Source organism: Bradyrhizobium sp. IAR9 (assembly GCF_013408065.1).
Lineage (GTDB): Bacteria > Pseudomonadota > Alphaproteobacteria > Rhizobiales > Xanthobacteraceae > Bradyrhizobium.
This window is the reverse complement of sequence record NZ_JACBZW010000002.1, coordinates 595,674-613,216: the sequence shown is the minus strand read 5'-3', so window position 1 is coordinate 613,216 and position 17,543 is coordinate 595,674. Positions and strand designations below refer to the sequence as shown.

The window sequence follows — 17,543 nt, the reverse complement described above, 5'->3', positions numbered from 1 at the left end:
GCGCGCTTAGGGCGCGCTTGTCCGGGACGACAGCGGAGTTTGTAGCGCTAGATTCGCGCTTCGCCACAGTGACTACCCCTTGATCACACCGCTCGCGACCAGCCGGTGCCAGATGAACAGCACCACCACCGCGCCGAGTGTGGCCATGATAAAGCCGGCGCCCTGGTCTGGGCTGTAATGGCCGATCGCCTGGCCGACGAAGGTCGCGAGAAACGCGCCGGCGATGCCGAGGATGGTGGTGAGGATGAAGCCGCTCGGGTTGTTCGGTCCCGGCGCCAGCCAGCGCGCGATGAGGCCGGCGACGAAGCCGACGACGATGATCCACAACAGGCCGCCCATGCTCATGAGTGTGCTCCCCTTCCCGAAAGCGCGTCGATCAACGTCCGATTAAAGTCTGCCCGAGATCTCGTTCTCGGTCGGCAGCCGTCCGTCGGGGGTCAAATGGTCGACCACCTGTGGCAGATACTGGCTGAGGCCGTTGAGCAACTCGTCGCGCGACAGGCCGCTTTGGGCGGACAGGCTGTCGATCTGGTCGGCGCCGAGTGCGCTCGCAAGATCGCCCGGCGCGATCGGCTTGTTCTGACCCTTGCCGACCCAGGAATTCGCAGCGTCGCCGTGGCCGCCCTGCTGAAGCTGGTTGAGGAGATCGCCGAGGCCGCCGCTGAGCACGGTGCCGGCCGCGCCGCCTGCAAGCAGGCCGCCGAGGCCGCCTTTGAGCAGGCCTCCGAGACCACCAAGACCGCCGCTGTCGGCGGTGTTCGCGTTCACCGGCGGAGGGGCCGGAGTCGGCGACGGCTGCGGCGCCGAACCGGACTGGTTTGCCGTCATGTGCTTGAACGCCTTCCAGGCAAGCAGGCCGAGCAGCGCCATGGTCATCGGCGACATGCCGCCGGAGGATTTCTCGGAGCTGGGTGTAGAGGGGCCGCGCGGGCCGTTCTGCATGCCGTTGAGGACGTCGAGTAGACCCATGGTGCTCTCCTTTGGCGTGTCGTTCGGCGAGCGCTCGCCGCTGACTGCCCCCGGGCCGAAAACATATGGGGCTCTCATGACGGTTACAAGGCGGCTGCGCAGCGATGGGCAGCCGGCCTCGCCTCTGCTATCGAGGGGCGATCGTTCAGGGAGCAAGGCGAGGTGATGACGGATCGACCGATCGTGGTGGCCGGCGCGGGCGCCATCGGCTGTTTCGTCGGCGGCATGCTGGCCGCCAGTGGCCGCCGTGTCGCGCTGCTGGTGCGGCCGCGGGTGAAGACCGAGATCGAGCGGTTCGGCCTGCGATTGACGGATTTCGACGGCTCGGAGACGAAGCTCGGCGCAGGGCAGCTCGCGCTGTCCGAGGACCCCGCGATCTTCCACAGCGCCGGCATCGTGCTGGTCACGGTGAAGAGCGCCGACACCGCCGACGTCGCGGACCAGATCGCGCAGCATGCGCCTGAGGATGCCGTCATCGTTTCGCTGCAGAACGGCATCGGCAATATCGCGGTGCTGCGCGAGCGTCTCGGTGGCCGCCGCGTGCTCGCGGGCATGGTGCCGTTCAACGTGATCGCGATGGGCGAGGGCCGTTTCCACCGCTCGACCTCCGGCGACATCCATGTCGGAGAGAACCCTGAGAACACGGCCGCGGCATTGTCGGTATCCGGCCTCGCCATGCGCGCGAGCCGCGACATTACCGGCGTGCAATGGGGCAAGCTGATCATCAATCTGAACAACGCGCTCAGCGCATTGTCCGACATGCCGCTCGCCGCGCAACTGGCAAACCGCGACTGGCGCAGGCTGTTCGCCGACCAGATGGCCGAAGGGCTGGCCGCGCTGAAGGCCGCCGGCATCGCGCCGCTCTCGGCGACGCCGATCCCGATGAACTGGACGCCGGCCTTGCTGCGGCTGCCCGACATGATCTTCAATGCGATCCTGGGACGGACCATGAAGATCGATCCCGAGGCGCGCTCCTCGATGTGGCAGGATTTGAAACAGGGACGCAAGACCGAGATCGACTATCTCCAGGGCGCCGTCATCGCGCTCGCCGAGCAAAACCATGTCGAGGTGCCGCTGATGCGCCGCATTGTTGCGCTGATCAAGGAGGCCGAAGCTGCCGGCAACGGTCCGCCGCGGCTGACGCCGCAGCAGATTCGCGCAGTGGTTTGAGTGCAAGGAGGGACCGATGAAACGTAGCTTGATGATCGGGCTCGCGCTTGCCGCGCTTTGCGGCGCGTCGACGCTCGCTCTTGCGAGACCGCCGACAGTCGTGAACTCGCCCGGCTATGATAGGCGGTTGCAGGAGAGCAGGTCGCAGTTGGGCAGTTCGCCGACGACTGCGCCGGTGGATGTGCCAACGGTCAAATCGAAGCGCGGCAAGAAGAAGCAACCGAACTGACGTTCCACACCCCGCTGTCGTAGGGTGGGCAAAGCGGAGCGTGCCCACCAACTTCTTTGTCTTGCCAGGGTGGTGGGCACGGCGCTTGCGCGCCTTTGCCCATCCTACAAGTCAGTGCGAGGAGCTTACCCCTTCTTCGCCGGCTTGCTCGGGGTCGGATTGAACAGCTTTTTCAAATCGTTCAAGCTCTCCGACAGCCGCGGCCATTCGCAGGAGAATGAGCCTTTGGTGCACGCGCCCTTCGGGCGCTGACCGACGGTCTGCTGCACCTTTGGCCGCTCGACCGGGACGGGCACGCGCGCGACGTCGGTTCGCAGCGCGACCTGCTGGAGTTGCCGCGCCTGCAGTTCCTGCTGCTCGCGCTGTTGACGGGCGGCGGCCTCGGCCGCTTCGTTGCTGCGGCGCTCTTTGGCGAGATAGGCCGTGTAAGCTGCGTCGATCTTCTTCTGCTCCTCCGGCGTCGGATTGGGGCCGGCGATGTCGAAGGTGCGATCCTGCAGGAAGTCGTAATAGGAATAGCCCCCGCCTGCCTTGCGGCGGCCGGCGAACTTGGCGTTGCAATCGGCAAGCGCGGATGTCTTCTCGGACTTGGTCGCAGCCTTCTCGGCCGCGTCGGCGCATTCCTCGAAATCGACCGGCGCGCGTTTCCACCATTGCGCCTGGGCATGCGCGTGCGTCAGCAGGAAAAATCCTGCCGCGGCAACAAGAACCAGCGCCGCACGACGCAATGCTATCACGGACGACATTCTACGAGAGCATTCCTTGCAAAACTCAACCCGAACTGAGTCGAGCCAGATTTTTGCCTCTTTATCGCCGGCTTGTCACCCATGGAACCCGGGAATTTCATGGCCGGGATGCTGACATTTTGTGCTTGACGTGGCGCGTGAGTCACAGCGCCGCCCCGGCGGGCTGCTACACTTCGCCTTGCGAGCGCCTCACCTGAGGCGGCGCCAAGAAAGACCCCAAGAAACGAAATGGAAACGCCCGATGCTGCTGCCCCTGTCTGACGTGCCGCGCTGGTACGCTGAACGCAAACCACATGGCACGATTGCAATCCGTCACGGGCAGGACACGCTGACATGGGACGAGCTCGAGCGCGGCGCCAACCGGCGCGCGCGGGCGTTCATGGCCAAAGGCGTCAAGCCCGGCGACTTCGTCGCGATCGGATTGCCCAACGGCAATGCGTTTTTCGAGACCTCCTTTGCGGTGTGGAAGTGCGGTGCGACGCCGACCTCGCTGTCATGGCGGCTGCCGCGCGGCGAGGCCGCCGCGGTGCTCGACATCCTCAAGCCGGCGCTGGTGGTCGGCGGCGAGGCTGACTGGAACGCGCCGAACCGCCTGCCTGCGGATTTCGTGCCGGAAGGATTTTCGGACCAGGCGCTGACGCTGCCGGTGGCGCGCTACTGGAAAGCCATGACCTCGGGCGGCTCGACCGGCCGGCCGAAAGTGATCCTCGATCATCAGCCGGCCGTGACCGACACGGTCGCCGCGCCGCCGCTCAACATCCCCTTCGGGGTCTCGCTGCTCAATCCGGGGCCGCTCTACCACAATGCGCCGTTCATCGTGTCGCACTACGCCCTGTTCACCGGCGGCCAGCTCACCGGTCTCGTCAAGTTCGACGCCGAGGAGACATTGCGGCAGATCGAACGCGAGCGCGTGCAATGGGTCAATTTCGTGCCGACCATGATGCACCGGATCTGGGCGCTGCCGGAGCAGGTGCGCAACGCCTACGATCTGTCGAGCCTTCAGACCGTCTTCCACATGGCGGCGCCGATGCCGCCCTGGCTGAAGGAGAACTGGATCGCCTGGCTCGGCCCCGAGCGGATCTGGGAGCTCTATGGCGGCACCGAGCGGCAAGGCTCATGCATCATCTCCGGCACGGAATGGCTGACGCACAAGGGCTCGGTGGGCAAGATCGGCGAGATGGCGCGCTTACGCATTATCGGCGAGGACGGCAACGACGTCGCGCCCGGCGAGACCGGCGAGATCTATTTCCTCAACAATGACGGCAGGGACGCCACCTATCATTATCTCGGCGCCGAGCCGAAGCGCCGCAGCGATGGTTGGGAATCACTCGGTGATATCGGCAGGCTGGATGCGGAAGGCTATCTCTATCTCGGCGACCGCCTCGCCGACATGGTGCTGCGCGGCGGCGCCAACATCTATCCGGCCGAGGTCGAGGCTGCCGTCTCCGAGTCTCCCGGCGTGCGATCCTGCGTCGTGGTGGGACTGCCCGATCCGGAATTGGGCCAGCGCGTGCACGCCATCATCGAGCCGGAGGGCGATGCCGACGGCCAGGCGATCGCCGACGGCATGGCGGAGTTCTTGAAGGACAGGCTCAGCCGCTACAAGCATCCGGAAAGCTTCGAGATCGTCGGCGCCCCGCCGCGCGATGATTCAGGCAAGGTTCGCAGAACACTGTTGCGCGACGAGCGCGCGGCGTGGATGAAGGAAGGGCGCGCCTTCCGGATCATGCCGGCGAAGGCGCGGGCGCACGCCGATTAAGAAGGAAGGATTTTTGGACATGACCATCACGATCGCAGCCAACAGCGTGCCGAAACCGCCGGCCGGGATCATCGAGGGTTTTCGCGGTGCGCCGACCTCGGTCATCTCAGACAATCTCGCCCGGCTGCCCGGCGCGGTCGGGCTAAAGCCCTATCATCGCGGGGCTAAGCTGGTGGGCACCGCCTTCACGGTGCGCACGCGCCCCGGCGACAATCTCGCCATCCACCGCGCGCTCGAGCTGGTCGGTCCCGGCGACGTCATCGTGGTCGATGGCGGTGGTGACGAGACGCGCGCGCTGGTGGGCGAGATCATGAAGAACATCGCGCAATGGCGCAAAGCGGAAGGCTATGTGATCGACGGTGCGATCCGCGATGTCGCGGCCTTCGCGGCCGACGACTTCCCCTGCTACGCCCGTGCGGTGATCCACCGCGGTCCTTACAAGAACGGTCCCGGCGAGATCAACGTGCCTGTCACGATCGGCGGCAGCGTGATTGCGCCTGGCGACATCGTGGTTGGCGACGAGGACGGCGTGGTGTCGTTTCCCGCCGCCGGCGCCGCGGCGCTGCTCGAAGCGGTCCGCGCCCAGGTCGCGCGCGAGGAGGAGACCATGAAGGCGATCCGCGAGGGCCGCTATCAGGGCTCCTATGGCAAGACTTGATCAGGCGGGCTTAAGTCAAGGCAATGGCTGAACTGATCGAGAGCCGACGTCAGCCATTTGCTATTTTCGAAAGTGATTCACGACCTTTGTTTCGGCCAAAGTTCTCTCATGCTTTTTGATGCTGAGGCTACTTTACATGATGAGGAATTACGCGATCGTCCTGCCCAGCTTCCTCCTTCTGTGGATGTCCGGAAGCGACGAGGTCAGCTCGGCGAAAATGCGCGAGGCCACCAACACTCATCCCACGCCGGCGATCGGCACTGTCGCTTTGACGGATGCAGAACGGCGGATGACGGAGGAGACTTATGCAAAGGTAACGGGGCTGTCCCGAGGTGAGGTGGGAAAGCGCTTCGCGGCAAGTGGAGTCCTACGATGTCCCGGCGGAGCCAGCAGCGCTCAAGTCACCGGAGCGCGCGACGTGATCACGACGGTGGCTCACGCGTTTCGGGACGCTTGCAAGCCTCATACGTCACCAGAGAAGTGCATATTCGAATACTATTTGGGAGCGGAGAAGCGGATCATTCCCTTGTCGGCAGCTCTATGGATGGGCACCTGCGTCGATGCTGCACCGAGGCAGGGCAGCGTCGATTGGGCCGTCGCAAGACTTAGATTTCCCGCAGATGTGACGCCGTACGAAATATATGAGCAGCCCGAAACTCTCGTGGAGCTGGAGCGTGTTCTGGCAGTTGTCGGTTATGATATCGAAGCCACAGGAAGGAGGGACAAGGACGGGCCGTTCAACAAGACGATCCAGGAGTGCCAAATCCGCGACGTGAGGGATTGGCAGACATTTGAAACGAACTGCGAGTTCGAGTTCGGGGCATCAGGAAGCGCCCTCTTTCGCCAGTGGGGCCGTCGAATGACTTTGCTTGGCGTCGTTTTCGGGGACTATCACGACGAAGAGTATTGTCCACGAGGCGGCTGCGAGTTCAAGAGCCGGAGATGGTCGAGCTTGTTTGTGACCTTAAGGGGCGAGTTCAAAGACCGGCTCGTGGCCGCCGTACGTCAGTCGGCAGCAAGATGAAACGAAGGGAGAATGACGTGAGTCAGAAGGAAGAATTCCACAATATCGATGATCCCAGCGACGGGCTGTTCCGCGAGCTTGCCGCGGGGGTGACCACGCGCATCTTCTCCGGCGAGCAGGCGATGCTGTCGGTGGTGACATTGGCGCCGCATGCGCAGGGCACGCTGCACCATCATCCCGAGGAGCAATGGGGCGTGCTGCTCGATGGCTCCGCCATCCGCGTCCAGGGCGATGAGGAAATTGCCGTGACGAAGGGCGATTTCTGGCGCACCCCGGGCAATGTGCCGCACACCATGCGCGCCGGCCCCAATGGGGCCCGGGTGCTGGACATCTTCAGTCCGCCTCGGCCAGAATACAAGAAAGCGGGGTCGGGCTTCGGGACGACTTAAGCGCTTCGCGCTTAGGGTATTTTCTTGAGCATGATCTTATCGGAAAACCGCTGCACATTTTTCCGGATCATGCTGTAGCGCCAAAGAGCAAAAGCCGGGCGCCGAAACCAAAAAGGGAGGGGACCATGACGATCACACGACGCACGCTGCTGGCTGCACCGGCCATTCTCGCATTGACGCCGGCGATGGCACAGGCCGGCAAGATCACGCTGGTGGTGCCGTTTCCGCCGGGCGGCTCGACCGATGCGATGGCGCGGCTGCTGCAGGCCAGCCTGCAAACCAAGCTCGGTCGCATCGTCGTGGTCGAGAACAAGTCGGGCGCCGCGGGCGCGCTCGGCGCGGCGCAGGTCGCCAAGAGCCCGGCGGACGGCACCTCGTTCCTGGTGACGTTCGATTCCCATGCTGTGATTCCGTCGATCCTCAACAAGCCGCCGGTCGACGTCGAGCGCGAGCTGATGCCGGTGCTGCTGATCGGCACTGCGCCCTATGTGATCGCCGCCGGCGCCGGCCGCCCCTACAAGAGCTTTGCCGATGTGGTGGCGGCCTGCAAGGCGACCCCGGGCGCGGTGAAATATGCCTCCGTCGGCATCGGCACCCTCGGCCATCTCGCCATGACCGTGCTCGGCAGCAAGGCCGGGGTCGAGATCATGCACGTGCCTTATCGCGGCGGCGGGCCGGCCATGAACGACGTGCTCGGCGGCCATGTCGATCTCATCGCGGGATCGGCCGCGCTGGTCGCCGCCCAGCTTGGCACCAACATGCTGCGTCCGATCCTGCAGCTCGGCCGCGAGCGGCTGCCGGCCTTGGGGGATACGCAGACCGCGATCGAGGCGGGCTTTCCCGATTTCGAGACGCTGGCCTGGTGGGGCATCTTCGCGCCCGCAGGCACGCCGCCCGATATCGTCGCAGCCTTCGCGGCGGCGTCCAAGGAGATACTGAGCGAGCCCGCGACCGCCGCCCAGCTCAAGGACACCCAGCACATGACGCTGCTGCTCCAGGACGGCGCCGCCTTCAAGACCTTCTTCGACAAGCAGGTCGCCACTTGGGGCAAGGTCGTGAAGGACAACAATATCAGGGCGTGAGAGGCCTCTGCCCGGGATTGCCATCCCGGGTCCGGTGCGCTCGCGCGGGCCTGAGCGTCAGAGCATCTTGCCGACGATCTTTGTCATATCCGCTGCCGAAAACGCGCGCAGCGTTTCGGTGCGGACGTTGCCGAGTGCGCTGAGACTCAGGCTGAGCGACATCGCGGCAGCCTCATCTGGAGCCTCGATAACGGTCACAACGTCATATCGTCCCTGCGTCCAGACGATCTCTTTCACAGTCACGCCGAACGTTTTGGCCATCTCCTTGAAGGCGTCTGCCCGCTTCGGCGAGTCCTTGACGTTGCGGACTCCCTGATCCGTGAAGTTCGACAGCACAACATAGGTTACCATGGTCGTCCTCCCTGGTTAGAACTTGAGGAAACCGCGCTGAGCTTGCCACGGCGGCTGAGACAGCGCTACTTGCGCGTTGGAACGTCAGCAGATGCGACTTATTCGGTCAGGACAACGGCCGTGCGAAACTGAGCTCATGGCCGTCGGGGTCGGTGAGATGGAAGTAGCGCTCACCCCATTCCGCATCGCGCGGCGTGGTCGACGGCTGCCACCCGACAGCGCGCGCCTGTGCGTAGGTCTCGTCGACATCGGCCACGTAGAAGATGACGCGGCCCCACCAGGACCAGCGCTTGTCTTCCGGTTGCGCAGTCAGATTGAGATAGCCACTGCCGGCGCGGAAGCTCGTGAATGCGGCGGCTTCGCCACCATACAGGAGCTCGAACCCCAGCGATCGGTAGAAGTGCACGGCGAGCTCCATGTCATGCGTGCCGAGCGTGATGGCGCTGATGCTTTCGATCATGTGAGCTGCTCCGCTGAGGGGGGCCTGGCAGCGATTGTATAGCCGCCCCGTTCAGGTTGACGATGGTCTGGCCCGCCTGACGGCTGGCGAACCGCATTTTGCTCTGCTATGACGGGATCGAACCCGTACCCACGGGTTCCGCGGTCCCGTAGCTCAGCCGGATAGAGCGACGGTTTCCTAAACCGTAGGTCGGAAGTTCGAGTCTTCCCGGGATCGCCAATATCTCAGATACTTGACGTGATTGCGGGCCGCCCCCAGGGGGCTTGCGTGCGCCTTCCCCAATCCTTTGGCTTCGCCCTCGTGTTCGCCCGTCATCCCGCCGCTGACGATGGCAAGGTCATGTCGTCCCGGCTAGCGGAAGGGTAGCGGCGGGGGTATCCTGCTCGCTTTGTAATTGAAGATCTGGACGCCCTGCGCAGCAGCTCGCAGCAATCATTTCCACAGGGCTCGCTCATCATCACTCGCTTCAGGAAGCTCTGGCCGTGATCAAGCAAACGTCAAACAGAAGCGGCGGGATCGAGCCGCGTTCATTTCTGGACGACAACAAGGCGTTCGAGCGCTGGCTGCGTTCCCAATGCACTGTCGTCGAGCCCGACCTCGACGAAAAGCACAAGAAGATGAAAGATGACCCGTTCGTCTTCCTTCGTGCAACTTTCTTCCGCTGGGCCAGGTGTATCGAAGCGCTCTGCCCGGAGTTGAAGGACGCGCCGCGGGTGCCGTCCGTGGGCGACACTCATATCGAGAATTTCGGCACCTGGCGCGACGCGGAGGGACGTCTCGTCTGGGGCGTCAACGATTTCGACGAGGCCGCGAGCATCGCCTATCCCTTCGATCTCGTACGCCTGGCGACGAGCGCGCGGCTGGCGCCAAAGGCCAGGAAAAAGAAGGCGAGAGCCATGACCCATGTCGGCAATGGCGACGCCGCCATGGCGATTCTCGATGGTTACAAGAAGGGTCTCAAGAAGCCGCTGCCCTCGCTACTGGATGAGCAGGCGAGCTGGATGCGCGCTTATGTGGCATGCACCGACGACGAACGTCAGGAGTTTTGGGACGACGTGAAGAACTACCCGCGGGCGAAGCCACCGTCCCCTGTTGCCGCAGCCCTCCGCAAGAAACTACCACCCGGCGCCTCATCCGGTCGCTTCGCGACGCGCGTGGCAGGTGTCGGCAGCCTGGGCCGGCCGCGTTTTCTCGTCATCGCCGACTGGTGCGGCGGCCAGATCGTCAGGGAAGCCAAGGCGCTGGTGCCGTCGGCCTGGGATTGGGCGCATGACCAGCAGGGCAGGCTGCGCTTCCTTGATCTCGCCAAAGCTCCGTATCGAGCTCCCGATCCACACCTCGCGCTCGAACGTCGGAGTGGCTTCGTGATCCGGCGCCTTGCGCCCGACTCCCGCAAGATCAATCTCGGGGATCACGCGAACATGAGCCTGGAGCTCGATCTGCTCAACGTCATGGGCTTCGACATCGGCGCCATTCATGCCGCCAAGGGTGCATCGGAGAGGATCGCCGCAGATCTGAGCAAGCGCGACAATGATTGGCTCCATGCCGCTGCAAAGGCCGCCGCCGCATTCGTCGAGGACGATTTCAGGGCGTGGCGCAGGCACGGTTGACCGGCGAGCGCCGGCCCCGTTCTCGATTGTCCCTGTGCTTTGCTCGATTGGTGCAAGATTTGCTATAGGCCATTTGAGAGGCAGGAAGCGGCTTGGCCCGCGCCCGCCATGCCACGTCCGGAGACAAAAATGACTTTCGACTTGATCCTGCGCGGGGGCCGAGTGATCGACCCCTCCCAGAAGCTCGATGCTGTGATGGATGTCGCCTTTGCCGGTGGCAAGGTGGCGGCGGTCGGGACCGGGCTCAAGGCGGATCCGGGCACGAATGTGCGCGACGCTTCGAAATACATCGTGACGCCGGGGCTGATCGATCTCCACACCCATGTCTATTGGGGCGGCACCTCGCTCGGCATCGATGCCGAGGAATTCTGCCGCCTCTCCGGCGTCACTACCGCGGTCGACACCGGCAGCGCCGGGCCCGGCAATTTCGCCGGCTTCCGCAAGCATGTGATCGAGCCGAGCCAGGTCCGCATCCTCGCTTATTTGCACGTTTCCCATGCCGGCATCTTCGGCTTCTCGCACCGGATCATGGTCGGCGAGAGCGAGGAGCTGCGGCTGATGAACCCGATCGAGGCGGCCAAGGTGGCCGATGCCAACCGCGACCTCATCGTCGGCATCAAGGTCCGTGTCGGCCTGCACTCCTCGGGCACGTCGGGGGCGGTACCGCTCGACATCGCGCTCGAGGTCGCCAACGAGGTCGGCATGCCCTTGATGGCGCATATCGACCATCCGCCGCCGAGCTATGAGGAGGTGCTGGCACGCCTGCGGCCCGGCGACGTGCTGACCCACGCGTTTCGTCCGTTCCCGAACACGCCGGCAACCGCGCAGGGTACGGTGAAGAAGGCGGTGCTGGACGCGCGCGAGCGCGGCGTGCTGTTCGACATCGGCCACGGCAAGGGCTCGTTCGCGTTCAAGACCGCGCGCGCGATGCTCGCGAACGGCTTCTATCCGGATACCATCTCCTCCGACATCCACCAGCTCTGCATCGACGGCCCGGCCTATGACCAGGTCACGACCATGTCGAAATTCCTCTGCATGGGCATGGAGCTATCCGACGTGATCGCGGCCTCGACGGTGAATGCGGCGATGGCGCTGCGCCGCCCCGAGCTCGGCAGCCTCAAGCCCGGCTGCGTCGGCGACGCCACGCTTGTTACGGTCAGGCAGGGCCAGTTCGACTACGAGGACGTCGTCGGCGAGCATTTGATCGGCGACCGCAAGATCGTCTCCGAAGGCGTCGTCATCGGCGGCCGCTGGTGGCATCCGAACTGAGGCGGCGCTCACCGGTCGTGAGCGTCGCCACGGGATTCACCTGTCAGTCGCGTCCCGCCTCCATGATCGCTTTGGCGAGCCGTGCCGGATCGGAGAAGCACAGCTCATGGCTTCCCGGCACTTGCACCAGGCGGAACAGGCCGAGCTTCTCTGACAGCCGCGGATGCCAGGGATGGCTGTGCGGCATCGCGGTGTCCTCGGTGCAGTTGATGTAGGATTTGGCCAGCGGCATTTCGGCTGGATTGGTCTTGAGCGCGATCTTGTCGGTGAAGGTCGCCAGGGGATGCGGATTGAGCACGTCGTAGGCCTTCTGCGCCAGCGCGATATCCGCATCATTGATAAAGGCCTCGCGCCAGACCGGGAAAGGCAAGACCACCGAGCCGTCGCCGCGCTCGGCCGCGATCGCGTCAAACAGCCCGATATAATGCGGCGGCACCATGTCGTTGAGACATTCGCCGTCGTTGGGCACGAAGGCATTCCAATAGATCAGGCGGCGGATCCGCTCGGGAGCCAGGTCGGCAACGCCGGTGATGACCATGCCGCCATAGGAATGGCCGAGCAGGAAGACGTCCTTTAGATTGTTCTCGGCAAGATAATCAGCGATCGACTGGATCGCTTCCTTCAGCCCGGTCGTCTTGGCATCGCCCGGACGGTTGCCTTTGATGGTGGGGGTATGGACCTGATGGCCTGCCGCGCGGATGGGGGCGGCGACAGGCTCGAACTCGGTGCCGGTGTGCCAGGCGCCGTGGACGAGAACGTAGGTGGACATGTTGTGGCTCCTCCCGAGGGTGTGGTTAGATCGGCGCATGATGGTCTTGGCGGGGCAGTGTGGCCGCGCGGCAAACCTGAACCGGTAACGAATTCGTTGCTTGGCTGGGAGTGAACCGGATTGGTCTCGGAGTGAACCGATGCAGCAGATCGAGCGCGCCGTTCCGTCACGCCAATCGGCCTGGGACACCGCGGGCGTCCGGCCAGCGGAGCAATTCGCCTATTATCGCGAGGCGATCTGCCAGGCTTTCATGAATCTGACGCCGGAGCCGACGGCGGCAGCCGGCTTTCCCGCCAGCGTCGAGCACGTCCGTCTCGGCGACGCCGCAATCAACCGCGTCAGCTTTCCCGAACACGTGGTGCGCCGTTCCGCAGCCGACATCGCGGCGTCCGACCGCAGCTGCTTCTATCTCAATCTGAAGCTGGCCGGCCGCTGTCGCATCCTGCAAGGAAATCGCGAGATCAGCCTGTCGCCCGGACAGGTCGGCATCTTCGACAGCGACCAGCAGTTCGCGCTTTTGCACGATCGTGGTCCGCAATTGCGTGTCGCCTCGTTCTGGGTGCCGGCTGAGGCGTTGCGCGAACGGCTGCCCGCTTCGTTCGATGTCGCTGCGGTGCGCGTGTCCGACGATCCCTTCGTCGGCCATCTCATCGTCGAGACGGCGCGCACGCTCAGCGACGGGGCGCTGCGCATGACCGAGGATGAGGGCGTGCTTCTGTTCCGGGCGTTGATCGAGCTGGTTGCCGTGAGCCTGTCACGTCGCAGCCGGGCAGGTGCTGCCGAGTCGGAAAATCTCGCCGATACCACCACGCTGGCCTTGAAACGTGCCATTCACCGGCGGCTCCGCGAGCCCGGGCTTGCAGTTGCCGATGTCGCCGATGCCGTGGGCATCAGCGAGCGCTACGTGCACAAGCTGCTGGCGCGATCGGGCTCCAGCTTCACCGAATACGTCATCGACCATCGGCTCGACGGCGCGGCCAGGGATCTCAGGGATGCTGCGATGGCGGATCGTGCGATCGGCGCCATCGCGTTCGACTGGGGCTTCTCGGACCTGTCGCACTTCACGCGACGCTTCAAGCAACGCTTCGGCTGCCGGCCGCGTGACTGGCGTGCGCAATGAATCGAGCTACAGCGACCTAGCGATCAGCAGCTTCATGATCTCGTTGGTGCCGCCATAGATCTTCTGGATGCGGGAATCGATGAAGATGCGCGAGATCGGGTATTCCTGCATGTAGCCGTAGCCGCCGAACAGCTGGAGGCATTCGTCGGCGGTCTCGACCTGCTTCTCCGAGCACCAGTATTTCGCCATCGACGCCGTGACGGTGTCGAGATCCCCGGCGACCAGGCGCTCGATGCACCAGTCGACGAAGACGCGCGCTATCATGGCTTCGGTCTTGCGCTCGGCGAGCTTGAAGGCGGTGTTCTGGAAATCCATCAACGGCTTGCCGAACGCTTTCCGCTCCTTGGTGTAGTCGGTGGTGAGCTTGACCGCGCGCTCCATCGAGGCGACGGCGCCGACCGCGAGCGCAAGGCGCTCCTGCGGCAATTGCTGCATCAGCTGGACAAAACCCTGGCCTTCCTCCTTGCCGAGCAAATTCTCGGGCGGCACGGTGACGTTGTCGAAGAACAGTTCCGAGGTGTCGGAGGCATGCAGGCCGATCTTGTCGAGGTTGCGCCCGCGCTTATAGCCGTCCGCGCCCGCGGTCTCGACCACGATCAGCGAGATGCCCTTGGCGCCGGCGTCGCCGGTGCGCGCGACCACGATGACGAGATCGGCGGCCTGGCCGTTGGTGATGAACGTCTTCTGGCCGTTGATGACGTAGGAATTGCCCTGCTTCTTCGCCGTGGTCTTGACGGCCTGCAGGTCCGAGCCGGTGCCGGGCTCGGTCATGGCGATGGCGCCGACCATCTCGCCCGAGGCCATCTTCGGCAGCCAGCGCTTCTTCTGCTCCTCCGAGCCGTAATTGAGGATGTAATGCGCGACGATGGCGCTGTGCACGGAGACGCCGGTCGTCATCTCCGGCACCGTGCTTTCGAGATCGTCCAGCACCGCCGCGTCATAGGCGAAGGTGGCGCCCAGGCCGCCATATTCCTCCGGGACGCTCGCCAGCAGCGCGCCCATCTCGCCGAGGCCGCGCCAGGCGAAGCGGTCGACCATCTTCTGCTCGCGCCATTTTTCGGCATGTGGCGCCAGGTCCTTGGCGAGGTATTTCCGGAACTGGTCGCGAAAGACGTCGAGCTCTTCGGTCATCCAGGAGGAGCGGTAGGACATGGTTACCTCGGTTGATGCGCAGTTCCGGCTTGGTAGGCCAGCCGGGCGCGGCAATTATTGTGTTTTCAGGCTGCGCCGGTGACGCTACCAAGGCGGCCGGAAACGCGTCTGTCGGGATGATCGATTGTGGCTGTCAAAACTCAAGAGCTCAAGCTCGACATCGAAAACATCGGCACGGTGTCAGCGATCCTGACGCAGCCTGACGGCGCGAGGGCCTGTTACGTGCTGGCACATGGTGCGGGCGCCGACATGCGGCATGCCTTCATGGCGAAGACCGCAGAAGGACTCGCGGATCGCGGCATCGCGGCGCTCCGCTTCAATTTCCTCTACATGGAAGAGAAGAAGGGGCGCCCCGACCAGCCGGCGGTCGCGCACTCCGCCATCCGCGCGGCGGTGGAGGAGGCGGCACGGCAGTGTCCCGGGGTGCCGCTTGTCGCCGGCGGAAAATCGTTCGGCGGGCGCATGACCTCGCAGGCGCAGTCGAAGGCGCCGCTGCAAGGCGTCAAAGGGCTCGCCTTCCTCGGCTTCCCCCTGCATGCCGCCAAGAAGCCGTCGTCCGAGCGTGCCGAGCACCTCGCGGGGGTCACGATCCCCATGCTGTTCCTGCAGGGCACGCGGGACGGGCTTGCCGATCTCGGCCATCTCAGGCCCGTCGTCACGGCGCTCGGCGCGAAGGCGACTCTGCACGCGGTCGAAGGCGGCGATCATTCCTTCGCGGTGCTGAAGAAGTCCGGCCGGACGAATGAAGAGGCGCTCACAGAAGTGCTCGACACGCTCGCGGCCTGGATTGACGAACTCGCCTGAGCTTCACGCCGCATAAAGCCCCTTGTCGCGCGCCTTCTGGATTGCCAGCGCGGCGATCAGGTCGAGCGTCGGTGTGGACAGGCCGGCGGTGCGCGCGAAGGCGGCGGGCGCCCTCACCAGCACGTCGATCTCCATGGCGCGGCCAAGCTCGTAGTCCTGCAGCAGCGAGGGCTTGTGATTGGGGGCGGGCCCGCTGCGCGTCACGCGCTTGACCTCGGGGATGAAGTGCTGGGCGATGTCGTTGGCCTCGTTCAGCATGCGCGGGATGACCTCCGCAAAGGCGGCATCGTCGCGCACGCCGCGTGCGGTCTGGCCTGTGAGCAGGCACAGCACCGACAGCGACATGTTGGTCAGCAGCTTTGACCAGATCGCCTCGCGGATTTCGGCGACCGGCGGTGATTCCAGCCGCGCGTCGTTGAAGACGCCGCGAAGCCTGGTGATGCGCTCGCAATTGCGGTCGTCGCATTCGCCGATCAAGAGGCGGTTTCGGTCCGGGGTGAGGTTGTGCACCACGCCTGGCGCCGTCACCTCGTTGGAGGAGAAGACGACGCCGCCGATGATCCGCTCCTTCGGGATGCAGCTGCGCAAGCGCCCGCCGGGATCGAGGAAGGAAATGTCCGGCGGCGCCGGATGCCGCGGCGGCAGGCCGATCCCGTACCACCAGGGGATACCGTTCTGGGCAAAGACGATGGCGGTGTCGTCCTGAAGCAGCGGCTTGATGCTGGCGACCAGTCCCGGGAGCGCAGTGGCCTTCAAGGTCGAGATCACGACGTCCTGCGGCCCGAGCTGGGCCGGATCGCCCGAGGCGTTCACCTTGGCGGAGACCTCGGAATCACCGACGCGCAGTTTGAGGCCACCTGCCCGGACCGCCTCCAGATGCGCCCCCCGCATCACGCACGAAACGTCATGACCGGCGCGCGCCAGCCGGACCGCGATGTGGCTGCCGACGGCGCCCGCGCCGAAAATGCAGATGCGCATGATGATTCCGTCCTGTCCCTTGGTGCCACCGGGCGGCAGCATGACACAAGCCGCCATGCGATGGACGCGGCCGCCCCACGCTGGAAAGATATGGATCGGCATGCGTTGCCTCGGCCATAGTGCAGGGCAAACAATGACCGGAGGGATCGCCGATGACTGCCAGCCCCGTGCTGTGGACCCTTGATGAGCGTGGGGTTGCGACCGTCACGTTGAACCGGCCGGAGGTCAACAACGCCTATGACGGCGCGTTGATGGCGGGCGTGCTCGCGGCGATGGACGATCTCGGCAAAAAGCCGAATCTTCGCGTCGTCGTGCTGAGGGGCAACGGCAAGCATTTCCAGGCCGGCGCCGACCTGAAATGGATCAACGGCGTGCGGCCGCAATCGGCAGAGGCGAACGAGGCGGCCTCGCGCGCGACCTTCGAAGCCGTGCAGCGGCTGAACACGCTGCCGATCCCGACGGTCGCTTTGGTGCAAGGCGGCTGCTTCGGCGGCGGCACCGGCGTGATCGCGGCCTGCGACGTCGTGATCGCCGCGGACAATGCCCTGTTCTCGATCACCGAGGTGCGCTGGGGCCTGACCGCCGCGATCATCATCCCGCAGCTTTGCGACGCCATCGGCGTCCGGCAAGTGCGGCGTTACGCGCTGACCGGCGAGCGTTTCGGCGCTGAGGACGCCCGCCGCATCGGCCTCGTCCACGAGGTGGTGCCGCTCGCCGATCTCGAAGCCGCAGGCGCGAAGGTCGTCGAGCAGTTGCTCGCCAACGGGCCGGAGGCGATGGCCGAGACCAAGAAGCTCGCACTGGAGAGCTCGTTCGGCGGCATGGCGGTGGACGATGCCGCCTACACGCGACTCGTGCAGCTGCATTCACTCAAGCGCCAGAGCGCGGAGGCTGCAGAAGGGCTGGCCTCGTTCGCCGAGAAGCGGGCGGGGAATTGGAGTGGTGGCTCATGAAGCCTGCAGGCCTCCGGCCTTCCTTGACTATCGCTTATGTCTGTCGAGGAG

20 protein-coding genes and 1 tRNA gene are annotated in these 17,543 nt (G+C 64.7%); 13 read left to right on the top strand and 8 right to left on the bottom strand.

All coding sequences use genetic code 11. The annotated features are described in order from the left end of the window. Positions 1 to 72: 72 nt before the first annotated feature. Both GGD67_RS08480 and GGD67_RS08475 read right to left on the bottom strand, forming a co-directional pair. Complete coding sequence (locus GGD67_RS08480; protein ID WP_177237369.1) at positions 73 to 345, bottom strand: GlsB/YeaQ/YmgE family stress response membrane protein; 273 nt, start codon at positions 343 to 345, stop codon at positions 73 to 75. A gap of 42 nt (positions 346 to 387) precedes the next feature. Further along, positions 388 to 969 (bottom strand): YidB family protein, encoded by a 582-nt coding sequence (locus tag GGD67_RS08475; RefSeq protein ID WP_179732123.1) that lies wholly within the window; start codon positions 967 to 969, stop codon positions 388 to 390. Between the two features lie 162 nt (positions 970 to 1,131). Here GGD67_RS08475 and GGD67_RS08470 point away from each other — a divergent pair, with 162 nt between their 5' ends. Next, positions 1,132 to 2,139, top strand: coding sequence for a 2-dehydropantoate 2-reductase (locus tag GGD67_RS08470; RefSeq protein ID WP_179732121.1), 1,008 nt, complete (start codon positions 1,132 to 1,134; stop codon positions 2,137 to 2,139). 16 nt (positions 2,140 to 2,155) lie between these two features. Further along, positions 2,156 to 2,368, top strand: coding sequence for a hypothetical protein (locus GGD67_RS08465; RefSeq protein WP_038947385.1), 213 nt, complete (start codon positions 2,156 to 2,158; stop codon positions 2,366 to 2,368). 125 nt (positions 2,369 to 2,493) lie between these two features. Here GGD67_RS08465 and GGD67_RS08460 read toward each other — a convergent pair whose 3' ends face one another. Further along, on the bottom strand, positions 2,494 to 3,114 hold the full coding sequence (locus tag GGD67_RS08460; RefSeq protein ID WP_179732119.1) for a hypothetical protein: 621 nt from the start codon (positions 3,112 to 3,114) through the stop codon (positions 2,494 to 2,496). A gap of 241 nt (positions 3,115 to 3,355) precedes the next feature. Here GGD67_RS08460 and GGD67_RS08455 point away from each other — a divergent pair, with 241 nt between their 5' ends. The 5 genes from GGD67_RS08455 to GGD67_RS08435 all read left to right on the top strand — a co-directional run bounded on the left by GGD67_RS08455 (position 3,356) and on the right by GGD67_RS08435 (position 8,026). Continuing rightward, a complete protein-coding gene (locus tag GGD67_RS08455) occupies positions 3,356 to 4,873 on the top strand; it encodes an AMP-binding protein (RefSeq protein ID WP_018316458.1) in 1,518 nt (505 codons plus the stop codon). A 19-nt stretch (positions 4,874 to 4,892) separates the two neighbouring features. Continuing rightward, the gene (locus GGD67_RS08450) at positions 4,893 to 5,531 is read left to right on the top strand and encodes an RraA family protein (protein ID WP_179732117.1); all 639 of its coding nucleotides are present in this window, start codon (positions 4,893 to 4,895) and stop codon (positions 5,529 to 5,531) included. Positions 5,532 to 5,667: 136 nt separating this feature from the next. Further along, positions 5,668 to 6,555 (top strand): hypothetical protein, encoded by an 888-nt coding sequence (locus tag GGD67_RS08445; protein ID WP_179732104.1) that lies wholly within the window; start codon positions 5,668 to 5,670, stop codon positions 6,553 to 6,555. Between the two features lie 17 nt (positions 6,556 to 6,572). Next, the gene (locus GGD67_RS08440; protein WP_020508622.1) at positions 6,573 to 6,944 is read left to right on the top strand and encodes a cupin domain-containing protein; all 372 of its coding nucleotides are present in this window, start codon (positions 6,573 to 6,575) and stop codon (positions 6,942 to 6,944) included. Positions 6,945 to 7,069: 125 nt separating this feature from the next. Next, positions 7,070 to 8,026: a tripartite tricarboxylate transporter substrate-binding protein gene (locus tag GGD67_RS08435; protein ID WP_179732103.1), complete on the top strand. Its 957-nt coding sequence runs from the start codon at positions 7,070 to 7,072 to the stop codon at positions 8,024 to 8,026. 57 nt (positions 8,027 to 8,083) lie between these two features. Here the strand turns inward: GGD67_RS08435 and GGD67_RS08430 are convergent, their stop codons facing one another. Together GGD67_RS08430 and GGD67_RS08425 are read right to left on the bottom strand one after the other, a co-directional pair. Next, on the bottom strand, positions 8,084 to 8,377 hold the full coding sequence (locus tag GGD67_RS08430; RefSeq protein ID WP_092261275.1) for a GYD domain-containing protein: 294 nt from the start codon (positions 8,375 to 8,377) through the stop codon (positions 8,084 to 8,086). A 106-nt stretch (positions 8,378 to 8,483) separates the two neighbouring features. Beyond that, complete coding sequence (locus GGD67_RS08425; protein WP_179732101.1) at positions 8,484 to 8,837, bottom strand: glyoxalase/bleomycin resistance/extradiol dioxygenase family protein; 354 nt, start codon at positions 8,835 to 8,837, stop codon at positions 8,484 to 8,486. A gap of 142 nt (positions 8,838 to 8,979) precedes the next feature. Here GGD67_RS08425 and GGD67_RS08420 point away from each other — a divergent pair. The 3 genes from GGD67_RS08420 to GGD67_RS08410 all read left to right on the top strand — a co-directional run bounded on the left by GGD67_RS08420 (position 8,980) and on the right by GGD67_RS08410 (position 11,716). After that, positions 8,980 to 9,056, top strand: a tRNA-Arg gene (locus GGD67_RS08420). Between the two features lie 263 nt (positions 9,057 to 9,319). Then, positions 9,320 to 10,447, top strand: coding sequence for a DUF2252 family protein (locus GGD67_RS08415; protein ID WP_179732099.1), 1,128 nt, complete (start codon positions 9,320 to 9,322; stop codon positions 10,445 to 10,447). A 129-nt stretch (positions 10,448 to 10,576) separates the two neighbouring features. Beyond that, positions 10,577 to 11,716, top strand: coding sequence for an amidohydrolase/deacetylase family metallohydrolase (locus GGD67_RS08410; protein WP_179732097.1), 1,140 nt, complete (start codon positions 10,577 to 10,579; stop codon positions 11,714 to 11,716). Between the two features lie 43 nt (positions 11,717 to 11,759). Here the strand turns inward: GGD67_RS08410 and GGD67_RS08405 are convergent, their stop codons facing one another. Beyond that, positions 11,760 to 12,485, bottom strand: a complete 726-nt coding sequence (locus GGD67_RS08405; RefSeq protein ID WP_179732095.1) for an alpha/beta hydrolase — start codon at positions 12,483 to 12,485, stop codon at positions 11,760 to 11,762. 139 nt (positions 12,486 to 12,624) lie between these two features. Between GGD67_RS08405 and GGD67_RS08400 the strand changes: the two genes are divergently transcribed. Next, positions 12,625 to 13,605, top strand: a complete 981-nt coding sequence (locus GGD67_RS08400) for a helix-turn-helix domain-containing protein (protein WP_179732093.1) — start codon at positions 12,625 to 12,627, stop codon at positions 13,603 to 13,605. A 6-nt stretch (positions 13,606 to 13,611) separates the two neighbouring features. Here the strand turns inward: GGD67_RS08400 and GGD67_RS08395 are convergent, their stop codons facing one another. Beyond that, positions 13,612 to 14,757: an acyl-CoA dehydrogenase family protein gene (locus GGD67_RS08395; protein ID WP_018316447.1), complete on the bottom strand. Its 1,146-nt coding sequence runs from the start codon at positions 14,755 to 14,757 to the stop codon at positions 13,612 to 13,614. A gap of 126 nt (positions 14,758 to 14,883) precedes the next feature. On the opposite strand from GGD67_RS08395, the gene GGD67_RS08390 reads away from it, so the two are divergent. After that, positions 14,884 to 15,561, top strand: coding sequence for an alpha/beta family hydrolase (locus tag GGD67_RS08390; protein ID WP_179732091.1), 678 nt, complete (start codon positions 14,884 to 14,886; stop codon positions 15,559 to 15,561). Positions 15,562 to 15,564: 3 nt separating this feature from the next. Here the strand turns inward: GGD67_RS08390 and GGD67_RS08385 are convergent, their stop codons facing one another. After that, positions 15,565 to 16,539 carry a ketopantoate reductase family protein gene (locus tag GGD67_RS08385; protein ID WP_026201674.1) on the bottom strand — a complete coding sequence of 325 codons (975 nt, stop codon included), beginning with the start codon at positions 16,537 to 16,539 and terminating at the stop codon, positions 15,565 to 15,567. Between the two features lie 152 nt (positions 16,540 to 16,691). On the opposite strand from GGD67_RS08385, the gene GGD67_RS08380 reads away from it, so the two are divergent. Beyond that, positions 16,692 to 17,492, top strand: coding sequence for an enoyl-CoA hydratase-related protein (locus tag GGD67_RS08380; protein ID WP_179732089.1), 801 nt, complete (start codon positions 16,692 to 16,694; stop codon positions 17,490 to 17,492). Positions 17,493 to 17,543 lie beyond the last annotated feature (51 nt).